This window comes from Actinotalea subterranea (assembly GCF_008364845.1).
Lineage (GTDB): Bacteria > Actinomycetota > Actinomycetes > Actinomycetales > Cellulomonadaceae > Actinotalea > Actinotalea subterranea.
This window is the reverse complement of the sequence record NZ_VTTP01000001.1, coordinates 396,998-414,544: the sequence shown is the minus strand read 5'-3', so window position 1 is coordinate 414,544 and position 17,547 is coordinate 396,998. Positions and strand designations below refer to the sequence as shown.

Annotated in this window: 16 protein-coding genes and 1 riboswitch; of the genes, 13 read left to right on the top strand and 3 right to left on the bottom strand. The window is 74.2% G+C overall.

The genetic code is table 11. The annotated features are described in order from the left end of the window. Positions 1-13: 13 nt before the first annotated feature. The 7 genes from mca (at position 14) to FZ988_RS01885 (ending at position 6,251) form a co-directional block, all read left to right on the top strand. Positions 14-874, top strand: coding sequence for a mycothiol conjugate amidase Mca (gene mca / locus FZ988_RS01915; protein WP_149202534.1), 861 nt, complete (start codon positions 14-16; stop codon positions 872-874). Next, positions 871-1,179 (top strand): hypothetical protein, encoded by a 309-nt coding sequence (locus tag FZ988_RS01910; RefSeq protein WP_149202296.1) that lies wholly within the window; start codon positions 871-873, stop codon positions 1,177-1,179. Before mca ends, FZ988_RS01910 begins: the two co-directional genes overlap by 4 nt. Further along, positions 1,176-2,006, top strand: a complete 831-nt coding sequence (locus tag FZ988_RS01905; protein WP_149202295.1) for a nitrilase-related carbon-nitrogen hydrolase — start codon at positions 1,176-1,178, stop codon at positions 2,004-2,006. Before FZ988_RS01910 ends, FZ988_RS01905 begins: the two co-directional genes overlap by 4 nt. Before the next feature lie 66 nt (positions 2,007-2,072). Further along, positions 2,073-2,192, top strand: a riboswitch (TPP riboswitch). A gap of 42 nt (positions 2,193-2,234) precedes the next feature. Next, positions 2,235-3,074, top strand: coding sequence for a Ykof family thiamine-binding protein (locus FZ988_RS01900; protein WP_246169087.1), 840 nt, complete (start codon positions 2,235-2,237; stop codon positions 3,072-3,074). Beyond that, a complete protein-coding gene (locus FZ988_RS01895) occupies positions 3,071-3,838 on the top strand; it encodes an ECF transporter S component (RefSeq protein WP_149202294.1) in 768 nt (255 codons plus the stop codon). Before FZ988_RS01900 ends, FZ988_RS01895 begins: the two co-directional genes overlap by 4 nt. After that, a complete protein-coding gene (locus FZ988_RS01890; RefSeq protein ID WP_149202293.1) occupies positions 3,835-5,433 on the top strand; it encodes an ABC transporter ATP-binding protein in 1,599 nt (532 codons plus the stop codon). The genes FZ988_RS01895 and FZ988_RS01890 overlap by 4 nt, the downstream gene beginning before the upstream one ends. After that, a complete protein-coding gene (locus tag FZ988_RS01885) occupies positions 5,430-6,251 on the top strand; it encodes an energy-coupling factor transporter transmembrane component T family protein (protein WP_188078936.1) in 822 nt (273 codons plus the stop codon). Before FZ988_RS01890 ends, FZ988_RS01885 begins: the two co-directional genes overlap by 4 nt. Before the next feature lie 32 nt (positions 6,252-6,283). Here the strand turns inward: FZ988_RS01885 and trhA are convergent, their stop codons facing one another. Beyond that, positions 6,284-6,952: a PAQR family membrane homeostasis protein TrhA gene (gene trhA / locus FZ988_RS01880; protein WP_149202291.1), complete on the bottom strand. Its 669-nt coding sequence runs from the start codon at positions 6,950-6,952 to the stop codon at positions 6,284-6,286. Positions 6,953-7,166: 214 nt separating this feature from the next. On the opposite strand from trhA, the gene FZ988_RS01875 reads away from it, so the two are divergent. From FZ988_RS01875 to FZ988_RS01865, 3 genes are all read left to right on the top strand, one after another. Further along, a complete protein-coding gene (locus FZ988_RS01875) occupies positions 7,167-7,928 on the top strand; it encodes an isoprenyl transferase (RefSeq protein WP_149202290.1) in 762 nt (253 codons plus the stop codon). Between the two features lie 293 nt (positions 7,929-8,221). Next, positions 8,222-9,532: an RNA 5'-3' helicase PhoH2 gene (gene phoH2 / locus FZ988_RS01870; protein WP_149202289.1), complete on the top strand. Its 1,311-nt coding sequence runs from the start codon at positions 8,222-8,224 to the stop codon at positions 9,530-9,532. Positions 9,533-9,655: 123 nt separating this feature from the next. Further along, positions 9,656-11,755: a methyl-accepting chemotaxis protein gene (locus FZ988_RS01865; protein ID WP_188078935.1), complete on the top strand. Its 2,100-nt coding sequence runs from the start codon at positions 9,656-9,658 to the stop codon at positions 11,753-11,755. Positions 11,756-11,806: 51 nt separating this feature from the next. Here FZ988_RS01865 and FZ988_RS01860 read toward each other — a convergent pair whose 3' ends face one another. Then, on the bottom strand, positions 11,807-13,234 hold the full coding sequence (locus FZ988_RS01860) for a class II fumarate hydratase (RefSeq protein WP_149202532.1): 1,428 nt from the start codon (positions 13,232-13,234) through the stop codon (positions 11,807-11,809). A gap of 111 nt (positions 13,235-13,345) precedes the next feature. Then, on the bottom strand, positions 13,346-14,083 hold the full coding sequence (locus FZ988_RS01855; RefSeq protein ID WP_149202287.1) for a carbonic anhydrase: 738 nt from the start codon (positions 14,081-14,083) through the stop codon (positions 13,346-13,348). Positions 14,084-14,355: 272 nt separating this feature from the next. On the opposite strand from FZ988_RS01855, the gene FZ988_RS01850 reads away from it, so the two are divergent. The 3 genes from FZ988_RS01850 to FZ988_RS01840 are packed head-to-tail and all read left to right on the top strand — an operon-like array spanning position 14,356 to position 17,482. Then, a complete protein-coding gene (locus FZ988_RS01850; RefSeq protein ID WP_149202286.1) occupies positions 14,356-15,615 on the top strand; it encodes an extracellular solute-binding protein in 1,260 nt (419 codons plus the stop codon). Continuing rightward, positions 15,612-16,640 carry a carbohydrate ABC transporter permease gene (locus tag FZ988_RS01845; RefSeq protein ID WP_149202285.1) on the top strand — a complete coding sequence of 343 codons (1,029 nt, stop codon included), beginning with the start codon at positions 15,612-15,614 and terminating at the stop codon, positions 16,638-16,640. Before FZ988_RS01850 ends, FZ988_RS01845 begins: the two co-directional genes overlap by 4 nt. Beyond that, a complete protein-coding gene (locus FZ988_RS01840) occupies positions 16,640-17,482 on the top strand; it encodes a carbohydrate ABC transporter permease (protein ID WP_149202284.1) in 843 nt (280 codons plus the stop codon). The genes FZ988_RS01845 and FZ988_RS01840 overlap by 1 nt, the downstream gene beginning before the upstream one ends. The last annotated feature ends 65 nt before the right edge of the window (positions 17,483-17,547 follow it).

Below are 17,547 nucleotides of genomic sequence, written 5' to 3'. Positions count from 1 at the left end.
GGGTCTGCGGCTCATGGCGGTGCACGCCCACCCGGACGACGAGTCGAGCAAGGGCGCGGCCACGACCGCGCGGTACGCCGCCGAGGGCGTCGACGTGCTCGTGGTCACCTGCACCGGCGGCGAGCGGGGCGACATCCTCAACCCGCGGTACTCGGGGCTCCACGGCACGCCGGAGGAGATGGCTCAGGTGCGCCGTGCCGAGATGGCGGCGGCCGCCGAGGCCCTGGGGGTGCGTCAGCACTGGCTCGGCTTCGTCGACTCGGGGCTTCCCGAGGGCGACCCGCTCCCGCCCCTGCCCGAGGGCTGCTTCGCGCTCGTCCCGCTCGAGGAGGCCGCCGCGCCGCTCGTCCGGCTCGTCCGGGAGTTCCGGCCGCACGTGATGACGGCGTACGACCCGAGCGGCGGGTACCCGCACCCCGACCACATCATGGCCCACCGGGTCGCGTTCGAGGCCTACCACGCCGCGGGCGACCCGGAGCGCTACCGCGGCCTCGGGGAGCCCTGGGCGCCCACGAAGCTCTACTACAACCACGACTTCTCGCTCGAGCGCATCCGCACCGTGCACGACGCCGTCGTGGCCGCTGGCCTCGAGTCGCCGTTCGGCGACTGGATCGACTCGCGCGCGATGCGCGAGGTCCCCCAGCGGCAGGTCACGACCCGGATCGCGTGCGCCGACTACTTCCCGGCACGCGACGCGGCCCTCGTCGCGCACGCGACGCAGATCGACCCCGACGGGTTCTTCTTCCAGGTGCCGCGCGACCTCGAGGTCGACGTCTGGCCCGTCGAGGAGTACGAGCTCGCCGAGTCGCGCGTGCCGACGCACCTGCCCGAGGACGACCTCTTCGCGGGCATCCACCCCGAGGACGACCGGTGACGTCGGCCCTGGGGTCCGGCCTCGACGCCGCGGGCTGGACCGCGTCGGTCGTCGTCGCCTCGGACGAGCCCGAGCTGCGCGAGGGCGTCGATCCGGGCGACGTGAGCCCCGGCGTCCCGGGCTTCCTCGTGATCTTCCTCGTGGTGCTCGCGTGCATCCCGCTGTTCCGGTCGATGACGTCGAAGCTGCGCCGGCTCGACCACCGCGCACGCGTCGAGGCCGCGGGGGAGCCCGTGACCGCGCCCGCGGACGACGCCGCGGCGCCGGGCGCGGACCCGGACGCGCCGGGAGCACCGCGCCCATGACCCTGCGTGTGCACGTCGCAGGCATGCGCACGGGCACCGACCGCGCGGCCAACGCCGCGGCAGCGGTCGACCTCGTCGAGCACGCCGCGGCCGACGGCGCCGGACTGCTCGTGCTCCCGGAGTACGCGGCCGCGTTCGACCCCCATGGCGTCGGCCGGGAGCACGCCGAGCCGCTGGACGGCCCGTTCGTGCGGGCCCTCGAGGCGGCGGCGGCACGGACCGGCGTGCACGTGATCGCCGGGACGCTCACACCGGGGGAGGCGGACGGGCGGGCCGCGAACGTCGTCGTCGTCGTCGCCCCGACGGGCCTCGTCGCCGCGTACCGCAAGGTCCACCTGTACGACGCGTTCGGGCACCGCGAGTCCGACCGCCTCGAGCCCGGCCCCGCGGACGCCGCGCCCGTGGTCGTCGACGTCGCGGCCCTGCGTGTGGGCGTCATGACGTGCTACGACCTGCGGTTCCCCGAGTCGGCGCGCAGGCTCGTCGACTCCGGCGCGACGGTGCTCGCCGTGCCGGCGGCGTGGGCGGCGGGCGAGCACAAGGCCGAGCACTGGGGCACCCTGCTGCGTGCCCGTGCGATCGAGAGCACCGCCTACGTGCTGGGATCCGTCCAGACGGGCCCCGGCGTCACCGGCGACCCCACGGTCGTCGACCCCGACGGCGTCGTGATCTCCGCAGGGCCCGGCGTTGCAGGTGGCGGCGAGCAGGCCGTGGTCGTCGCGGAGCTGGACCCCGCGCGCGTGGTCGCCACGCGAGAGCGGAGCCCGTCCCTCGCGAACCGGCGCTACGGCGTCGTGCCCCTGCCGCCGCGCGTGCCGCAGGACTGAACGGCCACCACGCCAGGCCGCGGACGGTCGCTTGACACGGCGACCGGGGGGCGTAGGTTCGACCCCGACAAGCCCCCGGGGAGCGCGGACGCGCTGAGAGTGTGGTCGGACCGAGAGGTCGAGCCACTGACCCGTGGAACCTGATCCGGTCCGTACCGGCGTAGGGAGCTGGGCGAGGCACTGCGGTGCCGTGCTGTCCGGGGGTCCGTGCACCCTCAGGAGGCGACCGTGACCATCGACCACGCCCAGCGCGAGCCGACCACCCAGCGCGACCCGATCACCCAGCGCGAGCCGATCACCCAGCGCGAGCCGATCACCCAGCGCGACCCGATCACTGGTCCGGACCCGAGCAGCGAGCCGGCCCCGGCCGCCGCCCAGGAGGCGACGGCGGACCACACCCGCATGGGGGTCGGCGCCCGCTTCACGCTCCACCCCGCGACGGACGCCTTCGTCGACGTGATCGTGGGCGCGCTCGCGGCGGGGCACGCCGCGGTGCCCGCCGTGGCCGTCCGCACCGACGACGTGTCGACGCTCCTGCGCGGCAGCGAGCAGGACATCGCGGAGTACCTCACGACCGTCGTCGCGCACGCTGCGGCGGCCACGCCCACGGGGCACGTCGTCGCGACGGTCGCCCTGTCGCGGGGCTGCCCGGGCGAGGTCGGGTGCACGCTGCCGACGGGCGAGCTGGCCCACGTCGCACCCGTCGACCTGCCGCCCACCGGCCTGGCCGCGGCGGCGCACTGGGCGCTGTACCCGCTGGGGACCGTCGACGCGATGGGGCCGATCGAGGAGGCCATCGGTCGGGCGCGCGCCGCCGGGACCTGGGCGGGCGCGGAGAACTTCGCGACGCGCCTCGAGGGTGACCTCGCCGCGGTCCTGGCGACACTCGTGGACACCTGGACGACTGTCGGCCGCTCGGTCGCGCACGTCGCTGCCCACGCGACGGTCAGCGTGGGCAGCCCGAGCGCACGGCGTGAGCCGAGCACACAGCGCGAGCCGGGTGCGGGGCAGCCGCCCGGCCGGTCCGCCGAGGCGGGGGACGCCACGCGCGCGGAGGGCGAGCGATGAGCGGCCGCCGCATCCCGTGGGCGCTGCGCGACCTCGTCGTGATCGCGGTGCTGGCCGCGGTCTTCGGGTTCCTCTACTGGGCCCTCGTGCAGGCGTGGGGCGGCCTCCAGGTCGCGATGGGCCCGCTCGGCGACCTCGCGCAGAACGCGCTCATGGGCGGCTGGATCACGGTGGCGCCCCTCGCGGTGTTCGTGGTCCGCCGGCCTGGCGCGGGGATCGCTGCGGAGATCGGGGCGGCGTTCGTGGAGTTCGCGTTCCTCGGGTCGCCGGCCGGCCCCACCCTCCTGATCGCGGGGCTCGTCCAGGGCGGTGGGGCCGAGGTCGCGTTCGCCCTGACCCGGTACCGCCGGTTCGGGTGGCCGACCTTCCTCGCCTCGGGCGTCGGCGCCGTCACCGCGAGCTTCGTGTGGGCCGGGACGACGCAGGACTGGTGGACCCAGGACCTGCTCGCGCTGCGCGCCGTGCTCCAGCTCGTCAGCGGCCTCGTCCTGACAGGTGCGCTGGCCAAGGTGCTCGCGGAGGGTCTGCTGCGCGCCGGTGTGCTCGACAACTTCGCCGCGGGCCGTGCCGCCGCCGGCCGGGCGGGCGATGTCACGGTGCCCGACGGCGACGCGGTGCCCGACGGCGACGCGGTGCCCGACGGCGTCGCGGTGCCCGACGGCGACGCGGTGCCCGACGGCGACGCGGTGCCCGACGGCGACGCGGTGCCCGACGGCGACGCGATCACCGCCGGGCGTGACGACGTGCGTCCAGGATCCCCGTGACCCCCGCGGTGACCTGCGCGGGCCTCACGGTCTGGTACGCGCGCCGACCCGACGCCGGGCTCGCAGGCGTCGACCTGGACCTCGAGCCGGGGGAGCGCGTGCTGGTCGCGGGCCCGTCGGGCGGCGGCAAGTCGACGCTCCTGCACGCGCTCACCGGCGTGGTGCCGCAGTCCGTCGACGCCACCGTCGGCGGCCGCCTGCGCGTGCTCGGCCAGGACCCCGCACGCGTCCCCGTGGCTCGCCTCGCGCTCGACGTGGGCTGGCTCGGGCAGGACCCCGCGTCGGGGACGTGCCTGCCGTACGTCGACGCCGAGGTCGCCTTCCCGCTGGAGAACCGGGGAGTCGCCCGCGCGGAGATCGGCCCGCGGGTCGCGCGCGCCCTGGCCGACGTCGGCGCCGCCCACCTCGTCGGCAGGCGGACGTCGACGCTCAGCGGCGGAGAGCAGCAGAGGGTCGCGCTCGCCGCGGTCCTCGTGGGTGAGCCGCGCCTCCTGGTCCTCGACGAGCCGACGTCGATGCTCGACCCGGTCGCGGCGGCGGCGGTGCTCGACCTGCTGGGGCGGGTGACGGGGCGCGAGGTCGATGGCCCCGGGCCCGCACGGACGACGGTGCTCGTGGAGCACCGCCTCGCCGAGATGAGCTGGACGCCCGAGCGGACCGTCGTCATCACCGGCGGCCGCGTCGCGTCGGACGCTCCCACCGGTGACGGGACCACCCGTCACGTCGCGCAGGGTGCGGGCGGCGTCGCTGGTCGGCGCCCGTGGGCACCCACCCGCCGCTCGACGGTCGGCGACGTGGTGCGTCGGGTGCGCGGGGCCGCGTACGGGTACGGCGTCGTCCCGGCCGTGAGCGGCGTGGACCTCGACCTGCGTGAGGGTCAGGTCACGGCTGTCGTGGGCACCAACGGGTGCGGCAAGTCGACGCTGCTGCTCGGGCTCGCAGGGCTGCTGCCCGCGCTCGCGGGGCTGCCCGGGCCCCAGGGTCGAGGGGGCAGGCGTCCCCGGCGGGGAGGACGCGCCCCGTCGGGGACCGCGCTCCCGGGGCCGGGCGAGGTCGGCCTGGTGTTCCAGCGACCCGAGCACCAGCTCCTCGCCCGGACGGTCGCCGGGGAGGTGGCCTACGGCCTCGTGCGCGCTCGTGGGCTGCGTCGGCCGGACGCGCGTGTCGCGGCGGCCGTCGAGGACGCGCTGGCGCGGGTGGGCCTGCGGGCGCTCGCGGACGCCGACCCGTTCCGCCTCTCGGGCGGCGAGCAGCGGCGCCTGTCGGTCGTCGCGATGGGTGTGCTCGAGCGTCCCGTCCTGCTGCTCGACGAGCCGACGTTCGGGCTCGACCCGGAGCAGACCGGTGCGGTCCTGGCTCTGGTGGCCGAGCTTGCCGCGGGCGGGACGGCGGTCGTCCTTGCGACCCACGACCTGCGCCTCGCCCGGTGCCTCGCCGACCAGGTCCTTGTGCTGGGACGGGGCGCGAGCATCGCGTGCGGTGGGCCCGAGCTGCTCGACGACCGGGCGCTGCTGGGCGCGGCGGGGCTGCTCGTCCCGGCGGACGGGCCGCCCCCGCACGAGCCCGTCGCCGCGGTGCGAGGCGGGGCGTGGTGACGGGGGCCACGGCGCTCCGGACGGTGCCGGCGCGGCCGACCGCCGTCCAGGTCCCGTGGCTCGCCCGGTGCGACCCCACAGTGCTCCTGGGCGTCGTGGTGGCGACGCCGCTCGTCCTGGTCCGGGTGTTCGACCCGCTGCCGCTGGTCGCCCTCTGGCTCCTCGGGCTCGTGGGCGCTCGGTGCGCGGCGGGCGTCACGTGGCGACGGCTGGTGCTCGCGCAGCTGCCCTTCGCGTGGTTCGCCATGAGCCTCGTGGTGGTCAACGCCGTGACGCGCGGGGGTGACGTCGTCGCCGTCGTCGGGCCGCTCGAGGTCACGGACCTGGGCCTGCGGACGGGCGTCGCGCTGGCCGTCCGCACGCTCGTGACGGGTGTGTGCGCGACGGCGTTCCTCACGGTCGCCGACCCGGTGCGGCTGCTCGGGTCGTTGCTCGTGGTCGGGCGGCTCCCCGTGCGGACCGCTGCGGCTCTCCTCGCGGCGCACCGCCTCCTCGAGGACCTTCCGGACGACTGGGCGTCGACGCGTCGCGCGCACGCGGTGCGTGAGCCACCGGGGCGCCGGACCGGTGGGTCTGCGGCGGCGTTCGGGCGGGCCGCCTTCGCGCTCCTGGCGTCGAGCGTGCGCCGTGCGGAACGTGTGGCCGTCTCGTTGGAGAGCCGCGCGCTCGGGGCCCTGCCGCGACACGAGCGCACCGTGTGGCGCCCCGCGTCGACGTCACGCGCGGACGCGGTGCTCGTCGCGGTCGTCGGGAGCGTCGTGGGGGCCGTGGTGCTCGTGCTCGGCCCGCTGCTCGGCCCGCTCGACCTGGCGCCGTAGGGCGCGGGCCGGGCGCGGCAGGTCGTGAGACGTCAGCCTGCGGCGCCGCTCGAGTAGGTGGCGAGGCTCACGGCGACGTAGTGGCACAGGAAGCCGACGACCGTGAGCACGTGGAAGATCTCGTGGAAGCCGAACCAGCGCGGGCTGGGGTTGGGCCGCTTGGTGCCGTAGACGACGGCGCCGACGGTGTAGGCGAGGCCGCCGACGGCGACCCACCAGACGATCGCGGGACCGTTGGGCGTGACCCAGAAGTCCGGCATGAACCACACCGAGACCCAGCCGAGCGCGACGTAGACGGGCACGTAGAGCCAGCGTGGTGCGCCGAGCCAGAAGATCCGGGCGAGGGTGCCGAGCAGCGCGCCGGACCAGACGACCACGAGCAGCGTCCGGTCGAGGGGCGAGTCGAGGAGCAGCACCGACAGCGGGGTCGAGGTACCCGCGATGATGAGGAAGATGTTGGTGTGGTCGAGCCGGCGCAGGACGCCGGCGACCTTGGGGGACCACGTGCCGCGGTGGTACACGGCGCTCGTGCCGAACAGCAGGATCGCGCTCAGGCCGAAGACGCCCGTCGTGACCTTGGCCTCGGTCGTGGGGGCGAGGACGACGAGCACGATCGCGCCGACGAGGGCGATCGGCGCCGTCCCGGCGTGGATCCAGCCACGCAGGCGCGGCTTGACGGCGTCGACGAGCTCCGCGGCCATGGTGTCCCTTCCTCAGCATGTGCTGCGCAGAACCTACGCACCCGTAGGTTACCTCAGCGTAGGTCGCGCCACCGCCACGTCACGCGACCGTGGCGGGTCGGTGTGGCTGTACCGTGACACCGACTGACACCGACGCTACGCCCGCGGGCGACCCCGGGTGCGCACGGCGTCGTGCCCGGCCGCCCGCCCCGAGAATGACCCCCGAGGACACCGCATGCACCTGCCGCATCCGCTCTACGGGCTGTACGAGCGGCGGCTCGCGGCATCGTTGCCGCGGGAGGCGATCCCCCGGCACATCGGCGTCATCCTCGACGGCAACCGGCGCTGGGCGCGGAGCCTCGGCGAGACGCCCTCGACGGGCCACCGACGCGGGGCGGACAAGATCGCGGACCTCCTCGGGTGGTCCGAGGAGATCGGCGTCGAGGTCGTGACGCTCTGGATGCTCTCGACCGACAACCTTGCGCGCGAGCCCGCCGAGCTCGCCGAGCTGCTCGGCATCATCACGGACACGGTGGGGGACCTCGCCGCGTCGGGCCGCTGGCGCCTGCAGGTCATGGGCGCGCTCGAGCTGCTGCCCCCGGCCGCCGCGTCGGCGCTGAGCGACGCGCAGGAGCGCACCTCCGGCATCGAGGGCCTGCACGTCAACGTCGCGGTCGGCTACGGCGGGCGGCGTGAGATCGCCGACGCGGTCCGGTCGATCCTGCGGGAGCACGCGGGGAACGGCACGTCGCTCGAGGAGCTCGCGGACACGTTCGACGTCGACCACATCGCCGAGCACCTGTACACGAAGGGGCAGCCCGACCCCGAGCTCGTGATCCGCACGTCGGGCGAGCAGCGCCTCGGCGGGTTCCTGCTGTGGCAGAGCGCGCACTCCGAGTTCTACTTCTGCGAGGCCTACTGGCCGGCGTTCCGCCGCGTCGACTTCCTGCGTGCCCTGCGGTCCTACGCCGCGCGCGAGCGCCGCCTCGGGCGCTGAGGGCCCGCGGCCGGGCGCTGAGCGGCGCCCGACGGCCGTCAGGTGAACATCGTGTGACATGGGAGCGGGTGTCGCGCGTGTCGTGACGGTCGTGTCGGAGGCCCGGCGTAGCGTCCCGCGATAACGGACGGCGTCCGTCGTCCCTCGGGAGGCCAGCCCATGGAGCACCAGCTCCGGGAGGAGGGCCCGCGACAGGCCCTCGTGGCGGTCGACCGGGCCCACCCAGCGGGGCGCCGGTCGTCGGCCGGCGTCGCGCGGCACGCTCGGCGCGCAGGCGCCGGAGGGAGTCCCCCGTGACCCAGACCTACGTGCTCGACACCTCCGTCCTCCTGTCGGACCCGCGGGCGATCCTGCGCTTCGCCGAGCACCAGGTGGTGCTCCCCGTGGTGGTCATCACCGAGCTCGAGGCCAAGCGTCACCACGCAGAGCTCGGCTACTTCGCGCGCAGCGCGCTGCGCATGCTCGACGACCTGCGGGTCACTCACGGGCGGCTCGACGAGCCCGTGCCCGTCGGCGAGGCGGGCGGGACCCTTCGGGTCGAGCTCAACCACGTGGACCCCACGGTGCTGCCGGCCGGGTTCCGGCTCGGTGACAACGACACGCGCATCCTCGCCGTCGCGAAGAACCTCGCCGACGAGGGCCAGCGCGTCACGCTCGTCTCGAAAGACCTGCCGATGCGCGTCAAGGCCTCAGCCGTCGGGCTGCACGCCGAGGAGTACCGCGCGGAGCTCGCGGTCGACTCGGGGTGGACCGGGATGACCGAGGTGCAGCTCGCCGACGAGCAGATGGCCCGGTTCTGGGAGACCGAGCGCCTCGAGCTCGCGGACGTCGACCTCACGGGCCAGGACACCGGTCCGCTGCTGTGCCACACCGGCGTCGTCGTGCACTCGCCGCGCGGGTCCGCCCTCGCGCGCGTCACGGCGGACAAGCAGCTCCGGCTCGTGCGGGGGGACCAGGACGTGTTCGGGGTCCACGGACGCAGCGCCGAGCAGCGCATCGCGATCGACCTCCTGCTCGACGAGGAGATCGGCATCCTCTCCCTCGGTGGGCGTGCCGGCACGGGGAAGTCGGCGCTCGCCCTGTGCGCGGGCCTCGAGGCCGTGCTGGAGCGGCGCCAGCACCGCAAGGTCATGGTGTTCCGGCCGCTCTACGCGGTCGGCGGCCAGGACCTCGGCTACCTCCCGGGGTCCGAGGCCGAGAAGATGAACCCCTGGGCCCAGGCGGTCTTCGACACGCTCGGCGCGCTCGTCTCGCAGGAGGTCGTCGAGGAGGTCATGGACCGGGGCATGCTCGAGGTGCTGCCCCTGACCCACATCCGTGGACGCTCCCTGCACGACGCCTTCGTGATCGTCGACGAGGCACAGTCCCTCGAGCGCAACGTGCTCCTCACGGTCCTGTCACGCATCGGCCAGAGCTCTCGCGTCGTCCTCACGCACGACGTGGCCCAGCGGGACAACCTGAGGGTCGGCAGGCACGACGGCGTCGCCGCCGTCATCGAGGCGCTCAAGGGCCACCCCCTCTTCGCGCACGTGACGCTCACGCGGTCCGAGCGGTCGCCCGTCGCCGCGCTCGTCACCGAGCTGCTCGAGGGCATCGAGGCGTAGCCGCAGGCCCGGAGGGTGAAACAGCCGCGGTCGATCATGTGATCACTCACCGCGGCGGGTGGGCGACCGATGGGTGGGGCGCAGGGGAAACCGGTGGACCGCCACCGCGAACGAGGAGCCCCGATGCCTTCCCTGCGGACCAGCCTTCGAGCCCAGCTCGTCACGATGGGTGCGGGCGCCGTCGTCGTGAGCGCAGCGCTGCTCACGGGTCTCGGCGGCCTGCAGACCTCCCGGCTCGCCGACGCGACGGGCCAGGACGTGACGGCCCTGAACGAGGCGTCGATGAACGAGACCGTCGCGCAGGCGCACTCGCTCGTCAGCACCCAGGTTGCCACGGTCACCGACCGCATGGCGTCCGAGCTCCGGGTCGCCCAGGGCGTGCTCGAGCGCGCGGGCGCCGTGAGCTTCGGGTCGCCAGTGACGTGGCAGGCGACGAACCAGGTGACGTCGCAGACCCAGTCCGTCACGCTCCCGCAGGTGCTCGCGGGTGGCACGTGGCTCGGGCAGAACGCCGACGCCGCGACCCCGAGCCCCGTCGTCGACGACGTCACGGCCATGCTCGGCTCGGCGAGCACCGTGTTCCAGCGCATGAACGAGGCGGGCGACATGCTGCGCGTCGCCACGAGCGTCCCGACGACGGACGGCGGGCGCGCGATCGGCACCTACATCCCGGCGCAGGGGGCTGACGGTGCGCCGAACGCGGTCGTCGAGGCTCTGCTCGCCGGGGAGACCTTCTACGGGACGGCCCAGGTCGTGGGGCAGACGTACGTGACGGCGTACGCGCCGATCATGGTCGACGGGGCCGTCGTCGGCGCGATCTTCGTCGGCACGCCGCAGACCACCGTCGACGCCCCGCTGCGCGAGGCGCTCGCGGAGGTCGTGGTCGGTGAGACGGGCTACGTGACCGTGACGTCGGCGTCGGGCGCCTGGGTCGTGCCGCCGCCGGGAGCGGCCGAGGGCGACGCGCTCGAGGCGGTCGACGCCGACGGCGAGCCCTACGTCCAGCCCCTGCTCGACGCCACGGCCGGGCTCGCGGACGGTGAGGTCGCCGAGCGGAGCGTCGAGCTGGCCACCGGCTCGATGTCGGTGCACGCGACGCGCTACGCGCCGTGGGGCTGGACGATCACGGCCTGGGGTGTCGACAGCGAGCTGCAGGCCGCTCCTGCCCGCCTCGCCGCGGGCACGACGAGCCTCGTGCGCACGCTCGTCGTCGCGGGCCTGCTCGTCGCGGCGGCCGCGGCGCTCGTCGTGGTCGTCGTCTCGGGGCGCGTGGTGGGACGCGTGTCGCGGCTGACCCAGGCGCTGCACCGCGTGGCCGCGCGCGACCTCTCCCAGGACGTGCGCGGTGAGGGCCGCGACGAGATCGGCGTCATGGGCGACGCCGTGGGCGAGGCGATCACGGGGATGCGGGGCGCGCTCGAGCGCATGCAGTCCGGTGCGGACGCCGTGCGCCTGACCGCCGACCGTCTCGACGGGTCGAGCAGCACGCTCGAGAAGGTCTCGGGGGAGGCGTCGGACCGCGCGGACCAGGCAGCGCACAGCGCAACCGTCGTGAGCACGGAGGTCGGCGCCGTGACCGCCGCGATGACGGAGATGCGCACGTCGATCTCGTCGGTGTCGCACGACGTCCAGGCCGCGACGGTCCAGGCGTCCGAGGCCGTCCGCGTCACGCGTGAGGCAGCCGAGGCCGCGACCCGGCTCGGCGAGTCCTCGTCGCACATCGCGGCGATCCTCAAGACCGTCACCTCGATCGCGGGGCAGACCCACATGCTGGCGCTCAACGCGACGATCGAGGCCGCGCGCGCCGGCGAGGCCGGCCGTGGGTTCGCCGTCGTGGCCGACGAGGTCAAGGACCTCGCCCAGCAGACGTCGGCCGCCATCGGAACGATCGCGCCCGTCCTCGCGGCCGTCACGCAGGACGCGGCGGACGTGCACGAGGCCGTCGAGCGCATCGCCGAGTCGATCTCCACCGTCGACGAGCACCAGTCGTCGGTCGCCGCGATCGTCGAGCAGCAGGCCGCGACGACGTCGGAGGTCGAGCGCAACCTCGTGGTCGCCGCGGGGAGCTCGACCGACATCGCCGGCAGCATCTCCGAGGTCGCCCAGGCGGCGTCGGCCGCACGCGCAGGCTCGGCCGACGTGCGGGACGCCGTCTCGACCCTCACGGGTGTCGCGTCCGAGCTGTCCGACGGCGTCGCGGAGTTCACGCTCGTCGGCCGGTGACTCGCACCCGGCGGGGCGGGGCACCGGCCGGGGCGGCCTGACGCGCCGTGCTCAGGCGACGGGCGGCCGCGTCATCGCGAGCACGTCGAGGGCCTCGTCGAGCTGGGCCTCGGTGACCTCGCCACGCTCCACGAACCCGAGGTCGACGACTGCCTCGCGGACGGTGATGCCGCGGGCGACGGCGTGCTTGGCGACCTTCGCGGCGGCCTCGTAGCCGATGACCCGGTTCAGGGGTGTGACGATCGAGGGCGACGACTCGGCGTAGGCGCGTGCGCGGTCGACGTTGGCCGTGATGCCGACGACCGTGCGGTCCGCGAGGACACGCGCCGCGTTGGCGAGCAGGCGCAGGGACTCGAGCACGCCCTGGGCGATGACGGGGATCTGCACGTTGAGCTCGAAGGAGCCGCTCGCGCCCGCCCACGCGACGGTCGCGTCGTTGCCGACCACGCGCGCGGCGACCATGAGCACGGCCTCGGGGATCACGGGGTTGACCTTGCCCGGCATGATCGAGGAGCCGGGCTGGAGGTCGGGCAGGAAGATCTCGCCGAGGCCCGTGTTGGGACCGGACCCCATCCAGCGCAGGTCGTTGCAGATCTTGGTGAGCGAGACGGCGATGGTGCGCAACGCACCGGAGAGCTCGACGAGGCCGTCGCGCGCGCTCTGCGCCTCGAAGTGGTCGCGCGCCTCGGTCAGGGGCAGTCCCGTGTCCTCGCGGAGCAGGGCGATGACGCGCTGCGGGAACCCGCCGGGCGTGTTGATGCCGGTGCCGACCGCTGTGCCGCCGAGCGGTACCTCGGCCGCGCGCGGCAGGGCGGCGTGGAGGCGCTCGACGCCGTAGCGGACGGCCGCGGCGTAGCCGCCGAACTCCTGGCCGAGCGTCACGGGCGTCGCGTCCATGAGGTGGGTGCGCCCCGACTTCACGACACCCGCGAACTCGCCGGCCTTGGCCTCGAGGGCCCCGGCGAGGTGCTCGAGGGCGGGCACCAGGTCGTGCACGACGCCGGCCGTCGCCGCGACGTGCACGGACGTCGGGAACACGTCGTTCGAGGACTGGGACGCGTTCACGTGGTCGTTGGGGTGGACGTCGCGACCGAGGTGGCGGGTCGCGAGCGTCGCGACGACCTCGTTGGTGTTCATGTTCGACGAGGTCCCCGACCCGGTCTGGAACACGTCGACAGGGAAGTGCTCGTCGTGCCTCCCTGCGGCGACCTCGTCCGCGGCGGCCACGATGGCCCGCGCGACGTCGTCGGGGAGCACGCCGAGCTCGGCGTTCGCGAGGGCCGCGGCCTTCTTGATGCGTGCGAGCGCCTCGATGTGGCTGCGTTCGAGGCGGGTGCCCGAGATGGGGAAGTTCTCCACGGCGCGCTGCGTCTGCGCGCGGTACAGGGCATCGACCGGGACGAGGACGTCGCCCATCGTGTCGTGCTCGATCCGGAACCCGGCGGGGGCTCCCGGGGTCGCGGTGCCGCTGGCGTTCATGGTCTGGGCGTCGTCGTCCGTCATGCCGCCCATCCTGGCATCGCACGCACGACGGCGAGCACCGGGTGTGTCCAGGGTCACAGGTCCCGGGCGGCCCTGCCGCCCGCCTGCTCAGGCCTCGATGCGGCCGGAGGCCTCCACGAGGCGCACCTGGCCGTCGGCCAGCGCGTACTCGAGCCCGACGACGGCGCAGCGGCCCTCCTGGACGGCGGCGCTCAGCCCGGCCGAGTAGCTCTGGAGCATGCGGACCGTGTGGCGCACGTGCTCGCGGCCCAGGGTCGCGGGCGTCGGGACGAGCAGCGGTCGGTCGGCCCCGGAGGTTCGGCCCCCGCCGTCCTCCCCGTGCCCGGAGTCGTCGCGCCCGTGCACGTCGGCCCCGTCCGTGGCGTCGCCGGGGTGGCCGAGCCCCTGCTCCGGGTCCGGGATGTTGACGATGCTCGGGATGACGCGGTCGACGATCGCCCGGACGAAGCCCCGCGGCATGCGCCCCGTCGTGAGGGCCTCGGCCGCGGCGCCGACGGCGCCGCACGAGTCGTGCCCGAGCACGATCACGAGGGGCGTGCCGAGGATGTCGACGCCGAACTCGATCGAGCCGATGACGGTCGTGTCCACGACGTGGCCGGCGGTCCGGACCACGAACAGGTCCCCGAGGCCCTGGTCGAAGATGATCTCGGCGGCGACCCGCGAGTCCGAGCACCCGAAGACCACGGCGAAGGGGTTCTGGGCGGTGCTGAGGTCGGCACGGTGCTCGACGCCCTGCGACGGGTGCTCCATCTCGCCGCGGACGAACCGCGCGTTGCCCTCGAGGAGTGCGGTCCAGGCCTGTGCCGGTGTCATGTCGCGCGCCATGGCCCCATCCTGCACGGCGCGCGCCGGTCCGCCCCTCGGCGACCACGGGATGGCCACCCCGGCGCGCGGGTGCCGCCGGGCGAGGGAGAGCGCCGTCGGGCGAGCGAGAGCACCGCCGGGCGGGGGGCGCCGCCGGTGCGTGCCGGGACGTGCCGCGCAGCCCGCTCGACGACCGCTCCGGTGGCGGCCCTCACGGACGGGGTGTAGCCCTGTGTGCAGGCAGCACCACGGAACGGGGGACCCGGTTGCGACGACGCAGAGGGATCGCGGGGATGCTCGTGCTGGCGAGCGCGGGTGTGGTCGGCGCGTGCGGCGGCGAGAGCGGGCCGCCCACGCTGACCTGGTACACCAACCCGGACGACGGTGGTCAGGCGCGCATCGCCGAGGAGTGCACCCAGGAGGCTGACGGCGCCTACGAGATCGAGGTGTCCGTGCTGCCGCGGGACGCGAGCGCCCAGCGTGAGCAGCTCGCGCGCAGGCTCGCGGCGCGGGACGCGTCGATCGACCTCATGAGCCTGGACCCGCCCTTCATCCCCGAGCTCGCCGAGCCGGGCTTCCTCGCCCCCGTCCCGCAGGACGTCGCGGACCGGGTCAGCGAGGGCGTCGTCGACGGTGCCCTCGTGGGGGCGACGTGGCGCGACGAGCTCGTGACGCTGCCGTTCTGGGCGAACACCCAGCTGCTGTGGTTCCGCACGTCGGTCGCCGAGGGGGCGGGTCTGGACATGTCCGCGCCCGTGACCTGGGACCAGCTGATCGAGGCGGCCACCACCCAGGACGCCTACCTCGGCGTGCAGGGGACCAAGGCCGAGTCGCTCACGGTCTGGGTCAACGCGCTCGTGGAGTCGGCGGGCGGGCACGTGATCGAGGACCCGGAGGCGGAGGCCGACGACGTCGCGCTGGGGCTCGAGTCGGAGGCCGGGCAGGAGGCCGCCCGCATCATCGGTGAGATCGGCTCGGAGGGGCTGGGTGGCCCCGGGCTGCCGACGGCGGACGAGAACGCCTCGCTCACCCTGTTCCAGGGCGACCGCGGGTCCTTCATGGTCAACTGGCCGTTCGTCTGGCGCGCGATGAACGCGGCGGTCGAGGACGGTGCGCTCGACCAGGCGGTCCTCGACGACATCGGCTGGGCCCTGTACCCGCAGGTGCTCGAGGGCTCGGAGTCACGGCCCCCGTACGGCGGCATCAACATCGGCGTCGGCGCGTTCTCTCCGGACGTCGACCTGGCCTACCAGGCGGCCGAGTGCATCGTCGACCCGGCGAAGCAGGCCGAGTACTTCGTGAGCGACGGCAACCCGCCGGCGGCCTCGGCGGCCTACGACGACCCCGAGGTCCAGGAGGCGTTCCCGATGGCGGACGTCATCCGCCAGTCCCTCGAGCAGGCGGCCCCGCGGCCGCAGACGCCGTACTACAACGAGGTCTCCACGGGTCTGCAGGAGACCTGGCACCCGCCGTCCGCTGTCGACCCGGACGCGTCGCCGGGGCGTGCGACCGACCTGATCATCGCCGTGCTGCGCGGGGAGAGCCTGCTGTGACCGCCGCGAGCACGCCAGCGGGCGTCGGCGCCCCCGGCTCCGGGAAGCCCTCCGGCCAGCCCGGGCGCACGGCGCAGGAGGAACGTGCCCACCGCGCTCGCGGCGGACCCCGGCAGGATGCCGAACGCTCCGACCGCGCGCGCGCCGAAGCCCGCCTGGGCTGGTACCTCGCGGGGCCGGCGTTCGTGGTCATGCTCGCGGTCACGGCGTACCCGATCCTCCAGGCCGTCTACGAGTCGCTCTTCCGCTTCCGGCTGACGGCGCCCGACGAGCGCGAGTTCGTCGGGCTCGAGAACTACGCCACGGTGCTGAGCGACCGGGTGTGGTGGGCCGACCTGGGTGTCACCGCGTTCATCACGCTCGTCACGGTCCTCGTCGAGCTCGTCCTGGGCTTCGCGCTCGCTCTGGTGATGCACCGGGCGGTCACGCAGCTCCGGGGCCTCCTGCGCACCGCGATCCTCGTGCCGTACGGGATCATCACCGTCGTCTCCGCGTTCGCGTGGTTCTACGCGTTCGACATCAACTCGGGGTTCGTGAACTCCTGGTTCTCCTGGGTGCCGGGCATCGACGAGGACCTCAACTGGTTCGCCGGGCAGGGCACGAGCCTCGTCGTCATCATCGCGTCGGAGATCTGGAAGACGACGCCGTTCATCTCGCTCCTGCTCCTGGCGGGCCTGGCGCAGGTGCCCACGGAGCTCGAGGAGGCCGCGGAGGTCGACGGCGCCACGTGGTGGCAGCGGCTGCGTCGCGTCGTCATCCCCAACATGAAGGCCGCGATCATGGTCGCGGTCCTGTTCCGGGCGCTCGACGCGTTCCGCATCTTCGACAACGTCTTCATCATGACGAACGGCGCCAACGGAACCGAGGTGCTCTCGCTCCTGGCCTACCGCACGTCCATCGGCCGGCTCGAGATCGGCCTCGGGTCCGCGATCTCGGTCCTGCTCTTCGTGTGCGTCATCGCCATCTGCTTCGTCGCGATCAAGCTCTTCAAGGTCGACCTGGCCGGCGCACGAGGGGAGAAGTGATGTCGACGCTCACGGGACGTCAGAAGGCCGGGTGGGCCGTCATCACGGTGCTCGTCCTGGTGTACGCGCTCTTCCCGGTCGCCGCGATCGCCGCGACGAGCTTCAAGCGCCCGAGCGAGCTCAACCAGGGCACCTTCTTGCCGCAGAGCCCGACGACGGCGAACTACGAGCAGATCCTCGTCGGCGGGGCCCAGGAGCTCTTCCTGTCCGCGCTGCGCAACTCCATCGGCATCTCGCTGATCGCGACGGCGGTCGCCGTGGTGCTCGCGACGCTCGCCGCCTACGCGATCGCGCGCCTCGACTTCCCGGGGAAGCGACTCGTGCTCACGACGGCGCTCGGGGTCTCGATCTTCCCCGTCATCTCCATCGTCACGCCGCTGTTCAACCTGTGGCGCTCGATCGGCCTGTACGACACCTGGCTCGGGCTGATCATCCCGTACCTGTCCCTCACGCTGCCGATCTCCATCTGGACGCTCGCGGCCTTCTTCCGGCAGATCCCCTGGGAGCTCGAGCAGGCCGCCCAGGTCGACGGTGCGACGAGCTGGCAGGCGTTCCGCAAGGCGATCGTCCCGCTCGCGGCTCCAGGTGTGTTCACCACGGCGCTCATCGCGTTCTTCATCGCGTGGAACGACTTCGTCTACGGAATCTCGTTGACCTCGACCGAGGCAGCGCGGCCGGTGCCCGCGGCGCTCGCGTTCTTCACGGGCGCGTCGCAGTTCGAGGAGCCCACCGGGTCGATCTCTGCGGCCGCCGTCGTCGTGACCGTCCCCGTCGTCGTGCTCGTGCTGCTCTTCCAGCGTCAGATCGTCTCGGGCCTCACGCAGGGCGCGGTCAAGGGATGACCGCGCCGGCCCGAGCCGCCGTCGTCCGCCGCGCCGGGACGTCCCCGACCGGCTGCGCCCGTCCC

Bases quoted from the DNA above. Each gene is read 5' to 3' on its own strand.
- FZ988_RS01840 (WP_149202284.1), top strand. From the start codon at position 16,640: ATGTCGACGCTCACGGGACGTCAGAAGGCCGGGTGGGCCGTCATCACG.
- FZ988_RS01875 (WP_149202290.1), top strand. From the start codon at position 7,167: ATGCACCTGCCGCATCCGCTCTACGGGCTGTACGAGCGGCGGCTCGCG.
- FZ988_RS01860 (WP_149202532.1), bottom strand. From the start codon at position 13,234: ATGAACGCCAGCGGCACCGCGACCCCGGGAGCCCCCGCCGGGTTCCGG.
- FZ988_RS01865 (WP_188078935.1), top strand. From the start codon at position 9,656: ATGCCTTCCCTGCGGACCAGCCTTCGAGCCCAGCTCGTCACGATGGGT.
- trhA (WP_149202291.1), bottom strand. From the start codon at position 6,952: ATGGCCGCGGAGCTCGTCGACGCCGTCAAGCCGCGCCTGCGTGGCTGG.
- FZ988_RS01855 (WP_149202287.1), bottom strand. From the start codon at position 14,083: ATGGCGCGCGACATGACACCGGCACAGGCCTGGACCGCACTCCTCGAG.
- FZ988_RS01895 (WP_149202294.1), top strand. From the start codon at position 3,071: ATGAGCGGCCGCCGCATCCCGTGGGCGCTGCGCGACCTCGTCGTGATC.
- FZ988_RS01905 (WP_149202295.1), top strand. From the start codon at position 1,176: ATGACCCTGCGTGTGCACGTCGCAGGCATGCGCACGGGCACCGACCGC.
- FZ988_RS01850 (WP_149202286.1), top strand. From the start codon at position 14,356: ATGCTCGTGCTGGCGAGCGCGGGTGTGGTCGGCGCGTGCGGCGGCGAG.
- mca (WP_149202534.1), top strand. From the start codon at position 14: ATGGCGGTGCACGCCCACCCGGACGACGAGTCGAGCAAGGGCGCGGCC.